Source organism: Marinomonas sp. PE14-40 (assembly GCF_051623805.1).
Classification (GTDB): Bacteria; Pseudomonadota; Gammaproteobacteria; order Pseudomonadales; family Marinomonadaceae; genus Marinomonas.
Genome location: NZ_CP130700.1, coordinates 2850001 through 2868344, shown reverse-complemented (window position 1 = coordinate 2868344; position 18344 = coordinate 2850001). Strand labels below are relative to the sequence as shown.

At 41.3% G+C, this 18344-nt stretch carries 14 protein-coding genes and 4 tRNA genes (1 of these 18 running past the window's edge); 14 read left to right on the top strand and 4 right to left on the bottom strand.

What is annotated here, in order from left to right; genetic code table 11:
* Positions 1 to 299: 299 nt before the first annotated feature.
* The gene (fdxA, locus tag Q0A08_RS13345) at positions 300 to 623 is read right to left on the bottom strand and encodes a ferredoxin FdxA (protein ID WP_063337897.1); all 324 of its coding nucleotides are present in this window, start codon (positions 621 to 623) and stop codon (positions 300 to 302) included.
* A 142-nt stretch (positions 624 to 765) separates the two neighbouring features.
* Positions 766 to 3390, bottom strand: coding sequence for a DNA mismatch repair protein MutS (gene mutS, locus Q0A08_RS13340; RefSeq protein WP_438462028.1), 2625 nt, complete (start codon positions 3388 to 3390; stop codon positions 766 to 768).
* A gap of 114 nt (positions 3391 to 3504) precedes the next feature.
* On the opposite strand from mutS, the gene Q0A08_RS13335 reads away from it, so the two are divergent.
* From Q0A08_RS13335 to Q0A08_RS13325, 3 genes are all read left to right on the top strand, one after another.
* Positions 3505 to 4029, top strand: coding sequence for a CinA family protein (locus Q0A08_RS13335; protein WP_438462027.1), 525 nt, complete (start codon positions 3505 to 3507; stop codon positions 4027 to 4029).
* 110 nt (positions 4030 to 4139) lie between these two features.
* Positions 4140 to 5195: a recombinase RecA gene (recA, locus tag Q0A08_RS13330; protein ID WP_438462026.1), complete on the top strand. Its 1056-nt coding sequence runs from the start codon at positions 4140 to 4142 to the stop codon at positions 5193 to 5195.
* A gap of 192 nt (positions 5196 to 5387) precedes the next feature.
* Complete coding sequence (locus Q0A08_RS13325; protein ID WP_438462025.1) at positions 5388 to 6959, top strand: hypothetical protein; 1572 nt, start codon at positions 5388 to 5390, stop codon at positions 6957 to 6959.
* Between the two features lie 82 nt (positions 6960 to 7041).
* On the opposite strand, the gene Q0A08_RS13320 is transcribed toward Q0A08_RS13325, so the two are convergent.
* The gene (locus tag Q0A08_RS13320) at positions 7042 to 7500 is read right to left on the bottom strand and encodes a regulatory protein RecX (RefSeq protein ID WP_438462024.1); all 459 of its coding nucleotides are present in this window, start codon (positions 7498 to 7500) and stop codon (positions 7042 to 7044) included.
* 212 nt (positions 7501 to 7712) lie between these two features.
* On the opposite strand from Q0A08_RS13320, the gene alr reads away from it, so the two are divergent.
* The 8 genes from alr to Q0A08_RS13280 all read left to right on the top strand — a co-directional run bounded on the left by alr (position 7713) and on the right by Q0A08_RS13280 (position 13841).
* A complete protein-coding gene (gene alr, locus Q0A08_RS13315; RefSeq protein ID WP_438462023.1) occupies positions 7713 to 8792 on the top strand; it encodes an alanine racemase in 1080 nt (359 codons plus the stop codon).
* Positions 8793 to 9058: 266 nt separating this feature from the next.
* The gene (gene alaS / locus Q0A08_RS13310) at positions 9059 to 11674 is read left to right on the top strand and encodes an alanine--tRNA ligase (RefSeq protein ID WP_438462022.1); all 2616 of its coding nucleotides are present in this window, start codon (positions 9059 to 9061) and stop codon (positions 11672 to 11674) included.
* Between the two features lie 45 nt (positions 11675 to 11719).
* On the top strand, positions 11720 to 12961 hold the full coding sequence (locus Q0A08_RS13305; protein ID WP_438462021.1) for an aspartate kinase: 1242 nt from the start codon (positions 11720 to 11722) through the stop codon (positions 12959 to 12961).
* Positions 12962 to 13123: 162 nt separating this feature from the next.
* On the top strand, positions 13124 to 13312 hold the full coding sequence (gene csrA, locus Q0A08_RS13300; RefSeq protein WP_046017879.1) for a carbon storage regulator CsrA: 189 nt from the start codon (positions 13124 to 13126) through the stop codon (positions 13310 to 13312).
* Positions 13313 to 13402: 90 nt separating this feature from the next.
* Positions 13403 to 13492: transfer RNA gene (locus Q0A08_RS13295), tRNA-Ser, on the top strand.
* Between the two features lie 11 nt (positions 13493 to 13503).
* Positions 13504 to 13580 (top strand) — tRNA-Arg (locus Q0A08_RS13290).
* A gap of 61 nt (positions 13581 to 13641) precedes the next feature.
* A tRNA-Arg gene (locus tag Q0A08_RS13285) sits at positions 13642 to 13718 on the top strand.
* Positions 13719 to 13764: 46 nt separating this feature from the next.
* A tRNA-Arg gene (locus tag Q0A08_RS13280) sits at positions 13765 to 13841 on the top strand.
* Between the two features lie 346 nt (positions 13842 to 14187).
* Here Q0A08_RS13280 and Q0A08_RS13275 read toward each other — a convergent pair.
* Positions 14188 to 15114 (bottom strand): tRNA dihydrouridine synthase, encoded by a 927-nt coding sequence (locus tag Q0A08_RS13275; RefSeq protein WP_438467637.1) that lies wholly within the window; start codon positions 15112 to 15114, stop codon positions 14188 to 14190.
* Positions 15115 to 15349: 235 nt separating this feature from the next.
* Here Q0A08_RS13275 and Q0A08_RS13270 point away from each other — a divergent pair, with 235 nt between their 5' ends.
* The 3 genes in view from Q0A08_RS13270 to Q0A08_RS13260 are tightly spaced (at most 47 nt apart) and all read left to right on the top strand, a layout consistent with a single transcriptional unit that may run on beyond the window.
* The gene (locus Q0A08_RS13270; protein ID WP_438462020.1) at positions 15350 to 15604 is read left to right on the top strand and encodes an OadG family protein; all 255 of its coding nucleotides are present in this window, start codon (positions 15350 to 15352) and stop codon (positions 15602 to 15604) included.
* Between the two features lie 47 nt (positions 15605 to 15651).
* Complete coding sequence (gene oadA, locus Q0A08_RS13265) at positions 15652 to 17433, top strand: sodium-extruding oxaloacetate decarboxylase subunit alpha (RefSeq protein WP_438462019.1); 1782 nt, start codon at positions 15652 to 15654, stop codon at positions 17431 to 17433.
* Positions 17434 to 17446: 13 nt separating this feature from the next.
* Positions 17447 to 18344, top strand: partial view of a sodium ion-translocating decarboxylase subunit beta gene (locus Q0A08_RS13260; RefSeq protein WP_438462018.1) — the 5' portion only. The gene runs 275 nt beyond the window's last position; 898 of the gene's 1173 nt are visible here — the first part of the coding sequence; its start codon is at positions 17447 to 17449; the stop codon falls past the right edge of the window.

Sequence of the window (18344 nt, the reverse complement as noted above, 5' to 3'; positions counted from 1 at the left end):
AAACTCATGGAATGGGAAGGAAGCAAGGACTGCAAGATACAGGATGTATCGAGGATGATGGGAGAAAGATTACAGGAAGTAATCAGTTGAACGGAGTCTGTCAAAGGATTTGAGCTAATCGACAAAGAGTGTCGGTTAGGATCTAGGAAAGATTAATAGTCACGGATGATGACGAAAAGGAATTTCAGCTCATTGGATGAGTCGCTTAACAGGATGTGAGTGAAAAATAGGGCAGCATAGGCTGCCTTTTTTTCGTCTAGAGAAAAGTAAGCCTAATGGTTTAGACTTACTTTAAATTTCTATTTCTCTAAATGTTCTAACTTATCTTCAACACCGTCCCAAGTTGCTGCATCTTCTAATGCATCTTTCTTTTCTGTGATGTTAGGCCAAACGTTAGCAAGGTCTGCGTTTAGTTCGACAAAGTGTTCTTGATCTTCTGGTAACTCATCTTCTGAGAAAATAGCTGATGCTGGGCATTCTGGTTCACATAGTGCACAGTCAATACATTCGTCAGGGTTGATGGCAAGAAAGTTTGGGCCTTCATAAAAACAATCTACTGGGCAAACTTCTACACAGTCGGTGTATTTACAACGGATACAGTTATCAGTTACGACGAAAGCCATAAGCTATCTCCTTCAAGTGGGTAAGCAAAATTACCGCTAAAATAAAATTGCTCGTATTCTAGTTGCTAAGCTAGCTAAGCGGCAAGATGATATCCATTTAAAATATATCTAACCTTAATTAAATCTACTTATATGCTGGCTTTTAAATGAGTTCTTTTAGTTCGTATAGCGCATCTAACGCTTGTTTGGGTGTTGTCTCATCTAGATCAATATTTGTTAGCTTATCTTTTACCTCTTGATCTAGGGAGGAACCAAACAAATCTGCCTGCATTGGTGCTGGTTCTTGTGCGGCTTGAGTATATTGCGCTTTTGGCGTTTGAATACTGGTTTTAGCTGAATTTGTTGTATCCTGACTGGAGGCTTCCAGCTCGGCTAGTTTATCTTTCGCGGCTTGAATGACACCTCTTGGTACACCAGCGAGTTGCGCAACCTGTAAACCATAGCTTTGGTTTGCCGCCCCATCATGTACCTTATGCAGGAAGACAATAGAATCTTCGTACTCAGTGGCTGTCAGGTGGACATTGGCTGCATTTTTAAGCTCGTCCGCAAGAAGAGTCAATTCGAAGTAGTGAGTCGCAAATAGCACATTGCATTTTACCTGATTAGCTAGATGATCAACGGCTGACCAAGCTAAAGATAAACCATCGAAGGTGCTTGTTCCACGACCAACCTCATCCATGAGAACAAGGCTTTTAGGGGTGGCATTGTTAAGTATGTTAGCTGTTTCTGTCATCTCTACCATGAAGGTCGAGCGGCCACCGGCTAAGTCATCAGAGGAACCCATACGAGTAAAGATACGGTCAACTAAAGAAAGGTTCGCCGCTTCTGCAGGAACAAAACAGCCTGTGTGGGCAAGCAAAGTAATAAGCGCAATTTGTCTCATATAGGTGGATTTACCACCCATGTTTGGACCTGTAATCATTAATAATGAACGCTTAGGGTGCATGACTAAGTCATTTGGGATAAAGGGTTCGGTGATTACTGACTCAACGACTGGGTGACGTCCTTCAATGATTTCGATTCCGGGTTTGTCAGCAAGCGTTGGTCGAACATATCTATGGCGTTCTGCGCGTTCTGCAAAGTTAGCCAGGACATCTAATTCAGATAACGCATTACTACTGGTTTGTAATCTAATTAACTCAAGGTTAATCGTGGTAAGTAATTTCTCATAAAGCATCTTTTCACGTGCTAATGCTTTGGATTTAGCGCTAAGGGCTTTGTCTTCAAAAGTCTTAAGCTCAGGTGTGATAAAGCGTTCAGCATTTTTTAATGTCTGGCGACGTACATAATCAACGGGTGCTTGATCTGAATGCAGACGGCTGATTTCAATATAGTAACCATGAACACGATTGAAGCCGACTTTGAGTGAGTTGATACCTGTGCGCTCTTTCTCTCTTTGTTCAAGTTCTGCAAGGTAGTCAGTTGCATTGGTTGACAGTGCTTGTAACTCATCTAGTTCGCCATCATACCCTTTGGCAAAAATACCACCATCACGGACAACGGAAGGCGGGTTCTCAACCAAGGCAATCGCAAGCTCTTGGGTCAATTCTGGAAGCGGTGCAAGTTGTTGGTTTAGCTCATTTAACCTTACATCTTCAATCGGTGAGATTAACTGTTTGATTTTAGGAATCGCTTCAAGAGCAAAACGTAACCTTAAAAGGTCTCTTGGTCTTGCTGAACCAAGTGCAACACGAGCAAGAATTCGCTCAATATCACCCACCTCTTTTAACTCAGGTTTGATCAAATCATAAGTGTATTGATTTAATAAACTTTGCACAGCATCTTGTCTGGCATTAATGATATTCAAATTGCGGCTAGGCTGATGTAACCAACGTTTTAAGAGTCGGCTGCCCATAGGAGAAGAGCAACGATCCAGTACAGAAGTTAATGTGTTGCTAGTACTACCTGAAAGATTTAAATCTATTTCAAGGTTACGTCGAGTCGCACCATCTATTTGTACGCTTTCATCCTTGTGTTCAAGTGTGATGGCTTGAATATGAGGCAGAGCAGAGCGTTGTGTGTCTTTTGCGTATTGCAGTAGTGCTCCGGCAGCAGCAATAGCGGCACCGAGTTCTTCACAACCAAACCCTGTTAGGTCTTTAGTATCGAACTGTTGAATTAATTGGCGATAGCAAGATTCATAGTCAAAGTGCCAAGGGCCTAATTCACGTACCCCTTTTTCTAAGGTAATAAGATTTCGATTAGGGAAGTCTTCAGATACTAATATTTCTGTTGGCGCTAAACGTTGTAGTTCACTGTCAAAGGCATCTATTCCTTCAACTTCAAAAACAGAGAAGCGTCCACTGGCCATGTCTAGGTAAGAAAAGCCGTAAATGTCGCCTTGTTTTTGAGATAAATAAGCAATGGAAACGAGTAGGTTTTCTTTTCTTTCTTCTAGAAAAGCTTCGTCACTTAAGGTGCCTGGTGTCACTATGCGAGCTATTTGGCGTTCAACTGGTCCCTTGCTGGTGGCTGGGTCTCCGACTTGTTCACAGACAACAACAGACTCCCCCATACGAACTAATCGAGCAATGTAGTTCTCTGCAGCGTGATATGGGATGCCTGCCATTGGGATAGGTTGGCCGCCAGAGTGGCCTCTTGAGGTAAGCGTAATATCTAATAGATGGGCTGCTTTTTTAGCGTCGTCATAAAAGATTTCATAAAAATCACCCATGCGATAAAAGAGTAGTTCATTTGGGTGTTGTGACTTGAGCCCAAAATATTGACGCATCATAGGGGTGTGGTTATCTTTTGCCGCTTGACTCATGGTGTAAATCGCTCGATTGTTATCCTTAAATTAGGGCGTTATTCTACGGCAAAAGACGAATAGGTTTAAGCGCTTGTTTTAGCATTCTAAAACTTCATTAAAGAGAGGTGAAAATTGCAGGAAATTAAAGAGACAGGGCAGGATGTTGAGTTATTAGTTGCAAAGCTAGCAGCGCATCTTTCTTCTCAGAAACAAATGTTAATTACAGCTGAGTCTTGTACTGGTGGAATGATTGGTGCGAGTTGTACGCAAATGGCAGGGAGTTCTGCTTGGTTTTTTGGTGGTCTCATTAGTTATGACAACCTTGCTAAAGAAAGAATGCTTAAGGTGACAGCACAAAGTTTGCAGAATTTTGGTGCTGTTTCGAAAGAAGTGGTCGCACAAATGTGTTTAGGAGCACTAAATTACGGTGCTGATGTCAGTGTAGCTGTAAGTGGGGTTGCAGGCCCTGGTGGTGGCAGTGATGAAAAGCCAGTGGGGACGGTTTATATCGGTTGGTTAACCAAGGAAATGGTTAACCAAGGAAAAAGTGCGTTAGTGCAGCGTTTTCAGTTTGCAGGGGATCGAAATGCAGTGCGTGAACTGACTTTGTTAAACGCGATTCAAGGTCTATTGTCGCTAGAAAGTGACGCAAAATAAGGCTTAAATAAAAATACTGTTTTTTTGTACAGTGTTTTGTTGAAGTCCTGAAAAAAAAGCGTTAGAGTTCAGCATAACAAAATTACTCAAATATTCGAAAGGTTTTAAACATGTCATCTATAGCTGATAGCAAGAAAAAAGCGTTAGACGCAGCGCTCTCACAAATCGAACGTCAGTTTGGTAAAGGCGCCATCATGAAGATGGGTGAAGGTGCGAAATTAGACATTGAGACTGTTTCTACTGGTTCTCTAGGCTTGGATATTGCTCTGGGTGCTGGTGGTTTACCTTTCGGTCGTATTTGCGAAATCTATGGTCCAGAATCTTCAGGTAAAACAACACTAACTTTGAGTGTTATTGCGGAAGCGCAAAAGCAAGGTAAAACCTGTGCTTTTATCGATGCCGAGCATGCACTAGATCCAAGCTATGCTGAAAAATTAGGTGTAAATATTTCTGACCTTTTAATCTCTCAGCCTGATACGGGTGAGCAAGCGCTTGAAATCGTTGACATGCTAGTACGTTCTAACAGTGTTGATGTTGTGATTGTTGACTCTGTTGCTGCTTTGGTTCCTAAGTCTGAAATTGAAGGCGAAATGGGTAGCTCATCGGTTGGTGTACAAGCGCGTTTACTTTCTCAAGCTATGCGTAAGCTTACTGGCTCAATTAAAAATGCTAACTGCCTTGTTGTTTTCATTAACCAAATCCGTATGAAAATCGGTGTTATGTTTGGTTCTCCAGAAACCACGACAGGGGGTAATGCGCTTAAGTTCTATAGTTCTGTTCGTCTTGATATTCGCCGTATCGGCAGTGTTAAGCAAGGTGACGAAGTGGTGGGTAATGAAACCCGCGTGAAAGTCGTTAAAAACAAAATCGCGCCGCCATTTAAGCAAACTGAATTTCAAATTATGTATGGTGCGGGTATTTACCGCATGGGCGAGATTATTGATTTGGGTGTTAAGCAAGGCTTTGTTGATAAGTCTGGTGCTTGGTATGCCTATAACGGTAGCAAAATTGGGCAGGGTAAAGCTAATGCTGCTCAGTTCCTTTCTGATAATCCAGAAATAGCAACCGAAATTGAAGGTAAAATCCGGGAGCAACTATTGCCAAAAGATCTACCGGCAGAAAAAGATGATGCGAAAGAAGAAGAGGGTGATTTGCTTAAGCTATAGCCTTCCTATTGAGTTTGTTAAAAAACGGTCGCCTAGTGCGGCCGTTTTTTTGCTTGTCTGTTTTTATTTGTTATCAGGCTTGAATGGTTTTAAGAAGGTGTGTTTTATTTCTGTATGATCTATTTTAAATGTAGCTAAGCTATTAATTTGAAACACTAGTTTATTACCACTTAACTTGTATTGGTTTTTTTAATGACAACATTGATTATCGTTCTAGGCTTTTTATTGCTGCTATCGACAGTTTTTTTTATTTACGCCTTGTGGACTTATATCGCCGCGAAAAAAAGCCAAGATAAAGAACCGTCAGAAAATGATGACAATACAGTCGTGGGTAACGTGAAGGCCGAACCGAAACAGCTTGATGCTAAGTTGCAAACACAAGTAAATGTTTTGGCGTTATTGGAACAGCAGAAAGTCATAGTGAGTGAGCTAAAGCAGTCTTTGGTTGGGCAAGATAGATTGAAAGTGGCAATACTGGATTGTTGGGAATTGTTTTTGAATTTAGAAACTCAGCTTGTTAATAAAGATGTGAGTGTGCAGGAAATAGATCAAAAATTAGAACAATTTATACCACTTACTCAAGAGAACGGCTTTTCTGAAATACTAGAGTCTTTAGTTAAGAAAATTGCAGCACAGAGAAGTTTAGCGCAAGCCATTGATAAGGATATAGAACATAAGAATCAGCTTCTTATGTCCAAAATGAGCGTTAATGCTGAATTAAATGAAAAATTTGATCGTATGAAGTCAGAGTTGGAAGCAGAACCAGAGGTTGATGTGAAGCTTGCTGAGATGAGGATTGAATTGGTCCAAGTCTATCAGCTTGAAAATGCGATTAGAGCAAAGCTTCGAGCTTTGAAGGAGGCGCCTGACGAGATATCTGAAGAGTATCAATTAGCACTCGAACTTTTTTTAAATAGCAGTGAGCTTGATGACTTTATTGCACCATTACAAAACGAGTTTGGTGATAAAATTGAAGAACTGAAAGCGGTGGCAGAGTATCAAGCGAATACAATAAATGAATTAAAACAGATTGTTAAAGAGACTAAAGAGCAACAAGAGAGTGGTAAATATAAAATTGACTATGACATCATAGTGGCAAAACTGGAAAAAAGTTTGTCTGATAAAAAACAGATACTCTCTCGATTAGAATTAAAACTAGAAAGCTTGCAGATGGTGAAATCTAGACTGAGTCAGGATGCCCAAAAACATGACCGACTAGTCAATGAGAAAGATTATGAGTTACAGCTTGTGAGCCAATCACAAGACACTGAAGTAACGAATATGCAATCCATCTTTTCTCAGAAACAAGCCAGTTTAAATAATATGGAGCAGCAGTTAGATGCCGCGCCATTAAATGATGAGTCACAAGCCTATGCAACTGAGTTAGCCGAAAAGGTGACAGCATTTAAGTTGATGATGAGTGAATCTGAAATGTTTGTTGAAATGTTGGAGTTCGAATTAGAGGCTGAACAAAAAAAGAGTGCTGAATTGCAAACTAGGCTAGCTGAACTATCTGAATACGTTATGCAACAAAGTCAAAGAGTAGAGTCAATTGACAGGCAGGATTCAATTCAGTTAGAGGAAGCAAACAGTGAATTAGAGGCCGAAATAAATACGATGAGAAAAGAGTTTGATAGAAATAATGTCGGCACTAATGAAGCTGTTGATTTGCAAAAAAAGATTGGCGAAATTGATGAACGAATAATGAAAATGAAACAAGATTACGCGGAAATGGAAGATAAATTCTTATCTTCCTTATTGTAAATGTAGTAGGTTTTTTCTTAAAAATATTGCCAATAAATGACGTTACATCTATCTAAAGTTATAATCATGAGTTCAATTTTAGTTATACGTCATTCACATCTTCCTGAATGGCATAGTTGATCTGGTCTGATGTAAAGCCTCTATATTGTAGATAACGATATTGTTTCGCTTTAGTTTGGTAGTCTTGACTTACTTGGTAGCCGAATTTACTCAATTTAACTTTAAGTGCCGATTCGAACCAGTCGAGATCAGATTCATCAAAGCTTTGCGTTATGATTGCTTGATCCACTCCTTTTTGCTTGATTTCACCTAATATACGTATTTTCCCATAACCACTTTGTTGTTTATAACGAATATATGACTCGCAAAACCTTTGGTCGCTTTGATACTTGTCTTCTATTAACTTGAGCAAAATATGCTCTATATCTTCATAGTTATCTTTAAAGCGTGAGCGAAGTTTTTGCCTTAGTTCATATTGGCTTTGCTCCCTTCGTGCCAACATATTAAGTGCTGACTCTCTTATTTGTATTAGGATGTCCATTATTGCTTTCAGCTCAGATTTATTTGATTAGAATGTTACATTAGTAATGAGAAAATGAAATAAATTATATTAGTCTAATTCACTTAAAAATGTTATTTGGATGGAGTTATGGTCTGAAATATTTGGTATATTAAGATTATTAAACTGCAAAATATGTGTAAAAATAGTTTTGTCTACTTTGATTGCAACCCTGTTCATAAATGAGGTGAAAGATGGCCCGGCCATTAACAGCGCATATTAATCTTGCTGCGATTAAGCATAACTATGATTTAGCTAAAAAATTACAACCGAAGGCTAAAGCTTTTGCGGTTGTGAAAGCGAATGCTTATGGGCATGGTGCTGTTCAAGTTGCTCAGTATTTAGATGAAACTGTTGACGCTTTTGCTGTTGCAGCGATTGAAGAGGCACTTGAGTTAAGAGAAGCAAATGTTCAATCTCCCATCTTATTATTAGAAGGGGTCTTTGAGGCATCTGAATGGCAGGTGTGTGAAGATTTTAATTTTTGGGTAGCTGTAGAAAATGACACTCAGTTAGAGGGCTTTCTAGCTGCGAATATTAAATTAGGTAAGATCTTTCTTAAGATAGATTCTGGTATGCACCGTCTTGGTGTTGAGCCTAATAATGTTGCTCCTTACATAGACAAGTTAGTGTCTTCTGAGAATCTAGGTGAGCTTGTCTTAATGACACATTTTTCTAGTGCAGATGACCTCGCTAGCTCTGCAACGCCTGAGCAATTGACGATTTTTAATCAAGCACGTTCTCAGTTTCCTGATTTAGAAACAAGTGTTGCCAACTCCGCTGCAACACTTAAATGGGCTTTGCCAGAGGGTGGTTGGATCCGCCCGGGTATTATGCTTTATGGTATTTCACCTTTTGATGATATTAGCGCACAAACATTGGGTTTAAAGCCTGCTATGACACTAACAAGTAAGGTGATTTCTCTTAGAGATATCGCAGATGGTGAGGCGGTAGGTTATGCCAGAGCTTATGTTGCACAGGGGCAAAGTAGAATTGCGACTGTGGCAGTGGGTTATGGCGATGGGTATCCACGTATGGCTGATCATCAAACTCCCGTATTAGTAAACCAAAATGTATGCTATATATCTGGGCGTGTGTCTATGGACATGATTACCCTGGATGTGACTTCTCTTCCCTATACGCAAGTAGGTGATGATGTATTGCTTTGGGGGGAAGGGAACCCTGTTGAGGTGGTTGCTGCCCATTCATCTACGATCGCTTATGAACTTGTGACTCGAATGACTGGTCGAGCTAAACGTCAGTATCACAAATAACCACTCTCTTATTTGCTGGCTCACTCTTCAATAAAAGTGAGCCAGACTTTTTACCTAAAAAACCTACCTTTTAAAGTCGTTCTTTCCTGTTATTGCTCTTAAAAGCGCAATAAATGAAAAAAATCACAAAAACACTCAGTTTCTTTTGAAAAGCACTGTATTTTCCGTGTACTATTTTGTGCTTTTCTGTCTTAACTTTTTCTCTGCATAAAGTCAGAGAAAACTAAATTTATCGCCCAAGCAACAATATAGAGTCTCCCCTGAAAATGAAGAGTTCAGAGCTACGTCAGTCATTTCTAAAATATTTCGAGAGTAAACAGCATCAAGTTGTTGACTCAAGTTCATTAATCCCAGGAAATGATCCGACCCTGTTGTTCACCAACGCGGGTATGGTTCAATTTAAAGATGTTTTCCTAGGCACTGATGATCGTCCTTATACACGAGCGACAAGCTCTCAGCGTTGTGTGCGAGCCGGTGGCAAGCATAATGACCTTGAGAATGTAGGCTATACCGCACGTCATCATACTTTTTTTGAAATGCTGGGTAACTTCAGCTTTGGTGATTACTTTAAAGAAGATGCGATTCAGTATGCTTGGGAGTTTTTGACCAAGGTGCTGAAACTACCAACTGAAAAATTGTTGGTGACTGTATATGCCGATGATGATGAAGCTTGGGATATTTGGGCTCAAAAAATTGGTGTTCCAGAAGATCGCATCATACGTATTGGTGATAATAAAGGTGCTCGTTACGCATCTGATAACTTCTGGCAAATGGGCGACACAGGTCCTTGTGGCCCTTGTACCGAAATTTTTTATGATCATGGTGAGCATATTTGGGGTGGGCCTCCAGGTTCTCCTGAAGAAGATGGCGACAGGTTTATTGAAATCTGGAATGTTGTATTCATGCAGTTCAATCGTGATGCAAATGGCACTATGAACCCGCTAGCTAAGCCTTCTATTGATACTGGTATGGGGCTTGAGCGTATCGCTGCCATTCTACAAGGCGTTCATAGCAACTATGAAATTGATATGTTCCAAAACTTGATTAAGGCTGCAGCTAAAGCAGTAGGAACTGAAGATTTAGAAGCTCAATCACTGCGCGTAATTGCTGACCATATTCGCTCTTGTTGCTTCATGATAGTGGATGGCATTGTGCCTTCTAACGAAGGTCGTGGTTATGTATTACGTCGTATTGTGCGTCGTGCTATTCGTCATGGTCACAAATTAGGTCAAAAACAAGCCTTCTTTAATACGCTTGTTTCTGCACTTGTTGTTGAAATGGGAGAGGCATACCCAGAATTAACAAAACTTGCAGGCCGTATTCAGGCTATCTTGTTAAAAGAAGAAGAACAATTTGCCAAAACGCTTGAGCAAGGAATGCGTATTCTTGATGATGCGATTGCAGAGCTTGGTGATAAGAAAACAATTTCTGGTGAAACGGTCTTTAAACTGTACGATACCTACGGGTTTCCAGCTGACCTTACCAATGATGTAGCTCGTGAACGAAACCTAGAAATTGATGATGAAGGTTTTGAAAAAGCAATGGAAGAACAGCGTAATCGTGCTCGTTCAGCAAGCCAATTCACTATGGATATGTCAGGTAGTATTGAAGCAGGTGATACAGAGTTTACTGGTTACAATGAGTTGGTTGACAAGTGTGAAGTTGAAGCTCTCATTCTCGATGGAGAAAAAGTGGATACTTTGTCTGCTGGGCAATCAGGCATCATCATTTTAAAACAGACTCCATTCTATGGTGAATCTGGTGGTCAGGTTGGTGATCAAGGTTGGCTTCGTGGTAATGGCGCATTTAGTGTGGCTAATACAACTAAACAGGGAAAAACTCACCTTCATCACGGCGAACTACGTGAAGGTAGTGTGAGTGTTGGAGATATCTTGACTGCTGCTGTTGATGCAAGTCTGCGAGCTGCGACTGGCTTAAACCACTCAGCTACTCACTTGATGCATGAAGCATTGCGCCGTGTTGTTGGTGATCATGTTCATCAAAAAGGCTCCTTATGTGATGCTGAGCGTTTGCGCTTTGACTTCTCTCATTTCGAAGGTGTCACTGCTGCTGAAATAGAGCAAGTAGAGGATATGGTAAATGAGCAAATTCGTCTTAATCATGAAGTTCTTACTGAAGTCATGGATATCGAAAGTGCGAAAGCCAAAGGTGCTATGGCTCTTTTTGGTGAAAAGTATGATAGCCAAGTGCGAGTATTGACAATGGGTAGTGATTACTCGGTTGAACTCTGTGGTGGTACTCATGTTAAGCGTACTGGTGATATTGGCGTATTTAAGATTGTAGCTGAAAGTGGTATTGCTGCGGGTGTCCGTCGTATTGAAGCTATTACAGGTAAAGTTGCAATTGACTATGCCCGTGCAACTGAGAAATCAGTACAACAAGTTGCGGCTTTGGTGAAAGGCAATAAAGATAATATGATTGAGAAAGTGACAGCACTTTCTGATCAGAACCGAGTACTACAAAAAGAGCTTGATGTGATTAAAGCTAAGTTAGCTGCGCAAGCTGGCTCTGATTTAGCCTCTCAAGCTGTTGAAATCGATGGTGGTAAACTATTGGTTGCTCAGGTTGATGTGGAAGATCCAAAAGCATTACGAGACATGTTGGATGAGTTGAAGAGTCAACTTGAGTCTGGTGTTGTTCTGCTTGCAAGTGTTAATGATTCAAAAGTAAGCCTGATAGCAGGTGTTACTAAAGAATTGACGAAAAAGGTAAAAGCTGGCGATCTAATTAAGATGGTAGCACCTTTGGTTGATGGTCGTGGGGGCGGTCGACCAGATATGGCACAAGCTGGGGGTAATAATCCAGCAGGTTTGCCAGAGGCGTTAGCATCTGTACAACCTTGGGTCGTGAGTAAATTGTAAAAAAAATGCCGTAAAGGCAAATAATGTGGGTTTAAATAAAAAACTATGGCGTTGTTAGTTCAAAAATATGGCGGCACATCGGTAGGCTCTGTTGAGCGTATCGAGGCCGTAGCTGATCGAGTGCAAAGGCACCGTGAGCAAGGTGATGATGTAGTTGTTGTCGTCTCGGCAATGAGTGGCGAAACTAATCGTTTGGTTGCTTTGGCTAAGAGTATGCAAGAAGTACCTGATCAAAGAGAGATGGATGTGCTGTTATCAACAGGCGAGCAAGTTACTATTGCTTTACTGTCTATGGCATTAAAAAATCGTGGTCTTGATGCGCGTTCTTATACGGGCTCTCAAGTGCGTATTACGACTGATAGCGCGCATGGTAAGGCACGTATTCAAGAAATTGATACTGAGGCTATGCGTACGGATTTAGATGCGGGTCGTGTAGTTGTTGTTGCTGGTTTCCAAGGGGCTGATGAATTAGGCAATATCACGACTCTTGGTCGTGGTGGTTCTGATACAACAGGTGTTGCCTTGGCTGCTGCTCTAAAAGCGGATGAGTGTCAGATTTATACTGACGTTGACGGTGTATACACGACTGATCCTCGGGTTGTGGATAGTGCTCGTCGTTTGAATAAGATTACGTTCGAAGAAATGTTGGAAATGGCGAGCTTGGGCTCAAAGATTCTACAAATTCGTTCTGTTGAATTTGCTGGTAAGTATCAAGTGCCTTTACGTGTGCTTTCTAGTTTTACTGAAGGTGAAGGCACATTGATTACAACTGAGGGGAATGAAGATATGGAACAACCAGCTGTTTCTGGAATTGCGTTTAACCGAGATGAAGCCAAACTAACCTTGCAAGGCGTGCCTGATATTCCAGGTATTGCGTCTAAAATTTTGGTGCCTATCAGTGATGCGAATATCGAAGTAGATATGATTGTTCAGAATGTCTCTGCGGACGGAACAACAGACTTTACCTTTACTGTGCATCGTAACGAGTTTGATCAGGCTATGGAGATCCTACAGGCTATTCAGGCAGAGCTTGGTGCGCGCGGTGTAGTAGGTGACGCTAAAATAGCGAAGGTATCTATTGTCGGTGTTGGTATGCGTTCTCATGCTGGTGTAGCAAGTACCATGTTTAAGGCATTGGCAGAAGAGTCTATTAATATTCAGTTGATTTCTACTTCTGAAATTAAAGTGTCCGTTATTATCGATGAAAAATACATGGAGTTAGCTGTACGCTCTTTGCATTCTTCTTTTGAATTAAGCGGAACTGGCGTTAAGGCTGAAGCTGAATAGTTAGTATTTGAGACGAAATTAAGTATAAGCAAAAAGTCTAGGTGAAAATATTGGCGTATTTTTCATCTAGACGCTACAATTCGCTTTGTAAGTCATTTCTTACAAAGAAACGAGGTGATTTCCTCAAAATCGCTTCATTAAAGGATATTAAAGGAGAAACCTATGCTTATACTTACGCGCCGTGTTGGTGAAACTCTAATGGTTGGTGACGAAGTCTCTGTAACTGTACTTGGTGTTAAAGGTAATCAGGTACGCATCGGTATTAACGCGCCAAAAGATGTGTCTGTTCACCGTGAAGAAATCTACCTTCGCATCCAAAAAGAGCAAGATGAACAAGAAGTTGAAGATTAATTTAAAAAAAGTCTTTACATCTTAGAATAGCAATATATACTACGCCGCACTTGTTACGGAGAAGTTTTTTATTTCTCTTGTGCGTGTAACGGAGAGTTGGCCGAGTGGCCGAAGGCGCTCCCCTGCTAAGGGAGTATGGGTTAACACTCATCGAGGGTTCGAATCCCTCACTCTCCGCCATTTTTTCTGATGCATCCGTAGCTCAGCTGGATAGAGTACTCGGCTACGAACCGAGCGGTCGGAGGTTCGAATCCTCCCGGATGCACCATTTAAAATGTCGAAATTCTTCTAGAAAATCCAGTTCTAGATTATAGGTAAGTTTCTGTTGTGCATCCGTAGCTCAGCTGGATAGAGTACTCGGCTACGAACCGAGCGGTCGGAGGTTCGAATCCTCCCGGATGCACCATTTACTCCCCACCTCGTAAACCTAGCAATTTACAAAAAAGATTACTGCATCCGTAGCTCAGCTGGATAGAGTACTCGGCTACGAACCGAGCGGTCGGAGGTTCGAATCCTCCCGGATGCACCATTCTTTCTTTTTCAAAAAAAACTAGCAATTTCTCCCAAACTCATCAAAATCGTTTTCCTGTTTCCTGTTTCCTGTTTCCTGTTTCCTGTTTCCTGTTTCCTGTTTCCTGTTTCCTGTTTCCTGTTTCCTGTTTCCTGTTTCCTGTTTCCTGTTTCCTGTTTCCTGTTTCCTGTTTCCTGTTTCCTGTTTCCTGTTTCCTGTTTTCCTACAGTATGTTTGTTGGTTTTATTTCTAAGTGTGTTGTCGCGAGTTGTGAATTTGTGGTTTCAGTTCTTGGGTTAGATTGAGGGAGTGGTGTTTACTTGATTGGGAGAGGAGGTAGATAGTCTTCCATGACTACTTAATATTATTTGATGTAGTTTTCTACTTGTTGAAAGAATTCACTGACGGAATGGCTTTGTCTGAGTGGTTTCAAATTCTGTTCAATAATAGGGAAGTGCTTTCTTAAACTTCCGCACCATTGTTTTAGTTTGCCGAGTTTAGGGACTTCATCGTAATGGCCTTCTAATAATTGATAGTAGGTTTCAAAGAGTTCAGGTAGCTGTTGGCTGTAGTCTATGGCAGTAAGGCCTGCGAGTGCGCGTCTTATTTCTTGGAAAACAAATGGGTTTTCTAATACCCCTCTGCCTATCATGAATTCATCGCATCCTGTGATGGCCTGACAGGCAAGTAAAGACTTGATGCACTTGACGTCTCCATTGGCAACAAGGTGCATATTTGTTTTTGATTTGATCTGACCTATTTTTTCCCAGCGAGCAGGTGGCTTGTAGCCATCTTTCTTAGTGCGGCCGTGTATTACCAGCTTCGTCGCACCTGCTTTTTCAATAGCATCTACGTTTTCAAAGAGGAGGGTTTCATCTTCAAAGCCTAATCTGATTTTTGCTGAGAGAGGGATGTGTTCAGGTAGTGCTTGTCTGATCGAGCTGACAATTTCGTATAGATTGTTTGGACTTTGCAATAAAAAGGATCCACCACCATGGCCGTTTACTCTTTTCGCTGGGCAACCGAAATTGATATCTATATGTGTTGCACCCGATTGAATGGCATTAAGTGCGCTTAATGCCATCGTTTCAGGGTTGCTGCCTAGTAGTTGAGTGTGTACTGGGTGGTTATAAATGGTATGGGCTTGATGAGAGTTCTCCGGCACCATTCTGGTGAATGTGTGTGCTGGTACTGGGTATTGAGTTACCCGCACAAATTCGGATACAAAGTAGTCCATTCCGCCGATTTTAGACAAAAGTTGGCGCATGGTATGTTCCATAATGCCTTCCATTGGTGCTACTGCTAGACGGGGTTGGGTGTTTTGTGAGCTGTTGTGGGGCAAAAATGGGGTATTAAGTCGTGTGTGTATCACAAATAACCAAACTGTTATGCAAAAAAAATATGAAACTGTTCTGGTTTGTGGTAAAAATGAACACAACCAAATACAAGTAGTCTGCTACTGGTGTGAATATGATCACATAAGTGGGCTTCAAGCAAGATGATTAACCTTTAGCCAGGGGGATAAAATGAACACATTAGTTGAAGACGGTTTAGGATTGATGATATTAGGAATGGGATTTGTATTCACATTTCTTGTGATTCTGATTGTTGCAACCTCTTATATGTCGTCTTTATTGAATAAGTATTTTCCCGAAGCTGAGCCAGAGATTCAGGCTAAGAAATTTGCGGCTCCTACACCAGCACCTGCTGGAACAGTTGATGCGACATTGACTGCAGTCATAACTGCGGCAATTCATCAGCACAGAGCTAAATCACAATAATATAATTCTAACTTAACTATCTACACCATTTTTAGAGGCTGAAAATTATGACAACAAGCAAGCAACCTCTTGGCATTACTGATGTTGTGCTTCGCGATGCTCATCAATCTTTATTTGCAACACGCCTGCGTATCGATGATATGCTGCCGATTGCAGAAAAGTTGGATCAAGTAGGTTATTGGTCGCTTGAATCTTGGGGCGGCGCTACGTTTGACTCCTGTATTCGTTTCATTGGCGAAGATCCATGGGATCGTATTCGCGAATTGAAAAAAGCGATGCCAAATACACCACAGCAAATGTTGCTACGTGGTCAAAACTTGTTGGGCTATCGTCATTATGCTGATGACGTGGTCAGTAAATTTGTAGAACGCGCTGCTACTAATGGTGTTGACGTGTTCCGTATTTTTGATGCCATGAATGATCCACGTAACCTAGAAACGGCAATTAAAGCGGTTAAGGGTATGGGGAAACATGCACAAGGTACGATCTCATATACAAAGAGTCATGTTCATACCACTAAAAATTGGGTTGATTACGCGAAGCGTCTAGAAGATATGGGTGCTGAGTCTATCGCGATTAAGGATATGTCAGGTATTTTGACACCTTATGATGCATTTGAATTAGTGTCACTTCTAAAGGCGCAAACTGATCTAGAAGTTCAGTTACATGCACATGCTACTTCTGGCTTGTCAGATATGACAATCCTTAAATCTATTGAAGCAGGTATCGACCGTGTTGATACTGCAATTTCTTCTATGTCGATGACTTATGGTCATAGTGCAACTGAATCAGTTGTTGCAGCGCTTCAGGGAACTGATCGTGATACTGGTTTGGATCTTGGTTTGCTTGAAGAAATTGCAGCTTATTTCCGTAATGTGCGTAAAAAATATGCGAAATTTGAAGGTTCTTTACGTGGTACAGATTCACGCATTCTAATTGCACAAGTGCCTGGTGGCATGCTAACAAACATGGAGTCACAACTTAAAGAGCAGGGTGCTGCTGATAAGTTTGATGATGTTTTAGCTGAGATTCCACGTGTACGTGAAGATCTAGGTATGATCCCTCTTGTAACACCAACTTCTCAAATTGTTGGTACACAAGCAGTACTAAACGTACTGACTGGTGAACGCTATAAATCTGTTTCAAAAGAAACTGCAGGTATATTAAAAGGTGAGTACGGTGCAGCGCCAGCAGAGTTTAATGCTGAGCTACAGGCTAGAGTGTTAGATGGCGCTGAAGCAATTACTTGTCGTCCAGCTGATTTAATTGAAGATGAAATGGACAAGCTGACAGCTGAACTTGAAGGTATCGCTAAAGAGAAAGGCTTGAAGCTGTCTGATGAGCAAATCGACGATGTTTTGACTTATGCTCTATTTCCTCAAATTGGTCTTAAGTTTATCGAAAATCGTAATAATCCAGATGCATTTGAGCCAGTACCAGGTACAGAGCCTGAAGTTGCAGCTGCACCAACTGCCACTCCTGGTGAAGCAAGTGTTTACACTGTAAGTGTGGGTGGACAGGAATATGTTGTTCAAGTCGCTGATGGCGGTGATGTAACGAATATTCAACCTACAGGTGTTTCTGCAGCAGCACCTGTGGCAGCAGCCCCAGTCGCTACAGGTGAGCCAGTTCCTGCACCTTTAGCTGGCAATATCTTTAAAATTCTTGTATCTCCAGGCCAACAGGTTGAAGAAGGCGAGACAATCTTCATTCTTGAGGCAATGAAAATGGAGACTGAAGTCTCTGCACCTAAGAGTGGTGTGATTGGAAATATCCAAGTGAAAGAAGGTGACTCAGTTCAAGTGGGTCAAACCTTAGTAACTCTGTAGAGGTTTCGTCAGAATGGAAAGTAAATTACTCAACCTGTATCACGATACAGGTATCTACCAACTTGAGTTTGGTCAAGCGTTCATGATTGCGGTGGGCTTATTGTTAGTCTTTCTTGCAATCAAAAAAGGCTTTGAGCCGCTATTGTTATTGCCAATCGGTATTGGTGCAATCTTGGTAAATATTCCAGGCGCAGGCTTCATGGATGCGCCAGTATATGATGCTGCTGGACACCTGGTAACACCGGGTGGTTTGCAGTACTACATTTACCATGGCGGTATTGAAACAGGTCTATTCCCTCTGCTTATCTTTATGGGTGTAGGGGCTATGACTGACTTTGGTCCAATGTTGGCAAACCCTAAAACACTTTTATTAGGTGCTGCTGCGCAATTTGGTATCTTTGCGACTGTGATTGGTGCTGTGCTTCTTGGCTCATTTGGTATTATGGATTTCAGTCTCGCGGATGCGGCTGCTATCGGTATTATCGGTGGAGCAGATGGCCCAACAGCTATCTTTGTTGCTAGTCGATTGGCGCCAGATCTATTAGGTGCGATTGCTGTTGCTGCTTATTCTTATATGGCGTTGGTTCCTCTGATTCAGCCGCCAATCATGCGTGCAATGACAACGCAAGAAGAGCGCTCAATTAAAATGGTTCAGTTACGTACAGTATCTAAAGTTGAAAAGATTGTTTTCCCAATCGTAGTAACTTTATTGGCTGCAATGTTCCTACCATCAGCGGCTCCACTTTTAGGTATGTTCTGTTTTGGTAACCTGATGAAAGAGTCTGGTGTTGTTGATCGTCTTAGTGATACAGCGCAAAATGCTTTGATTAACATAGTTACTATCATGTTAGGCCTAGGTGTAGGTTCTAAACTAAGTTCAGAGGCTTTCTTAAACCTTGAAACTCTGGGTA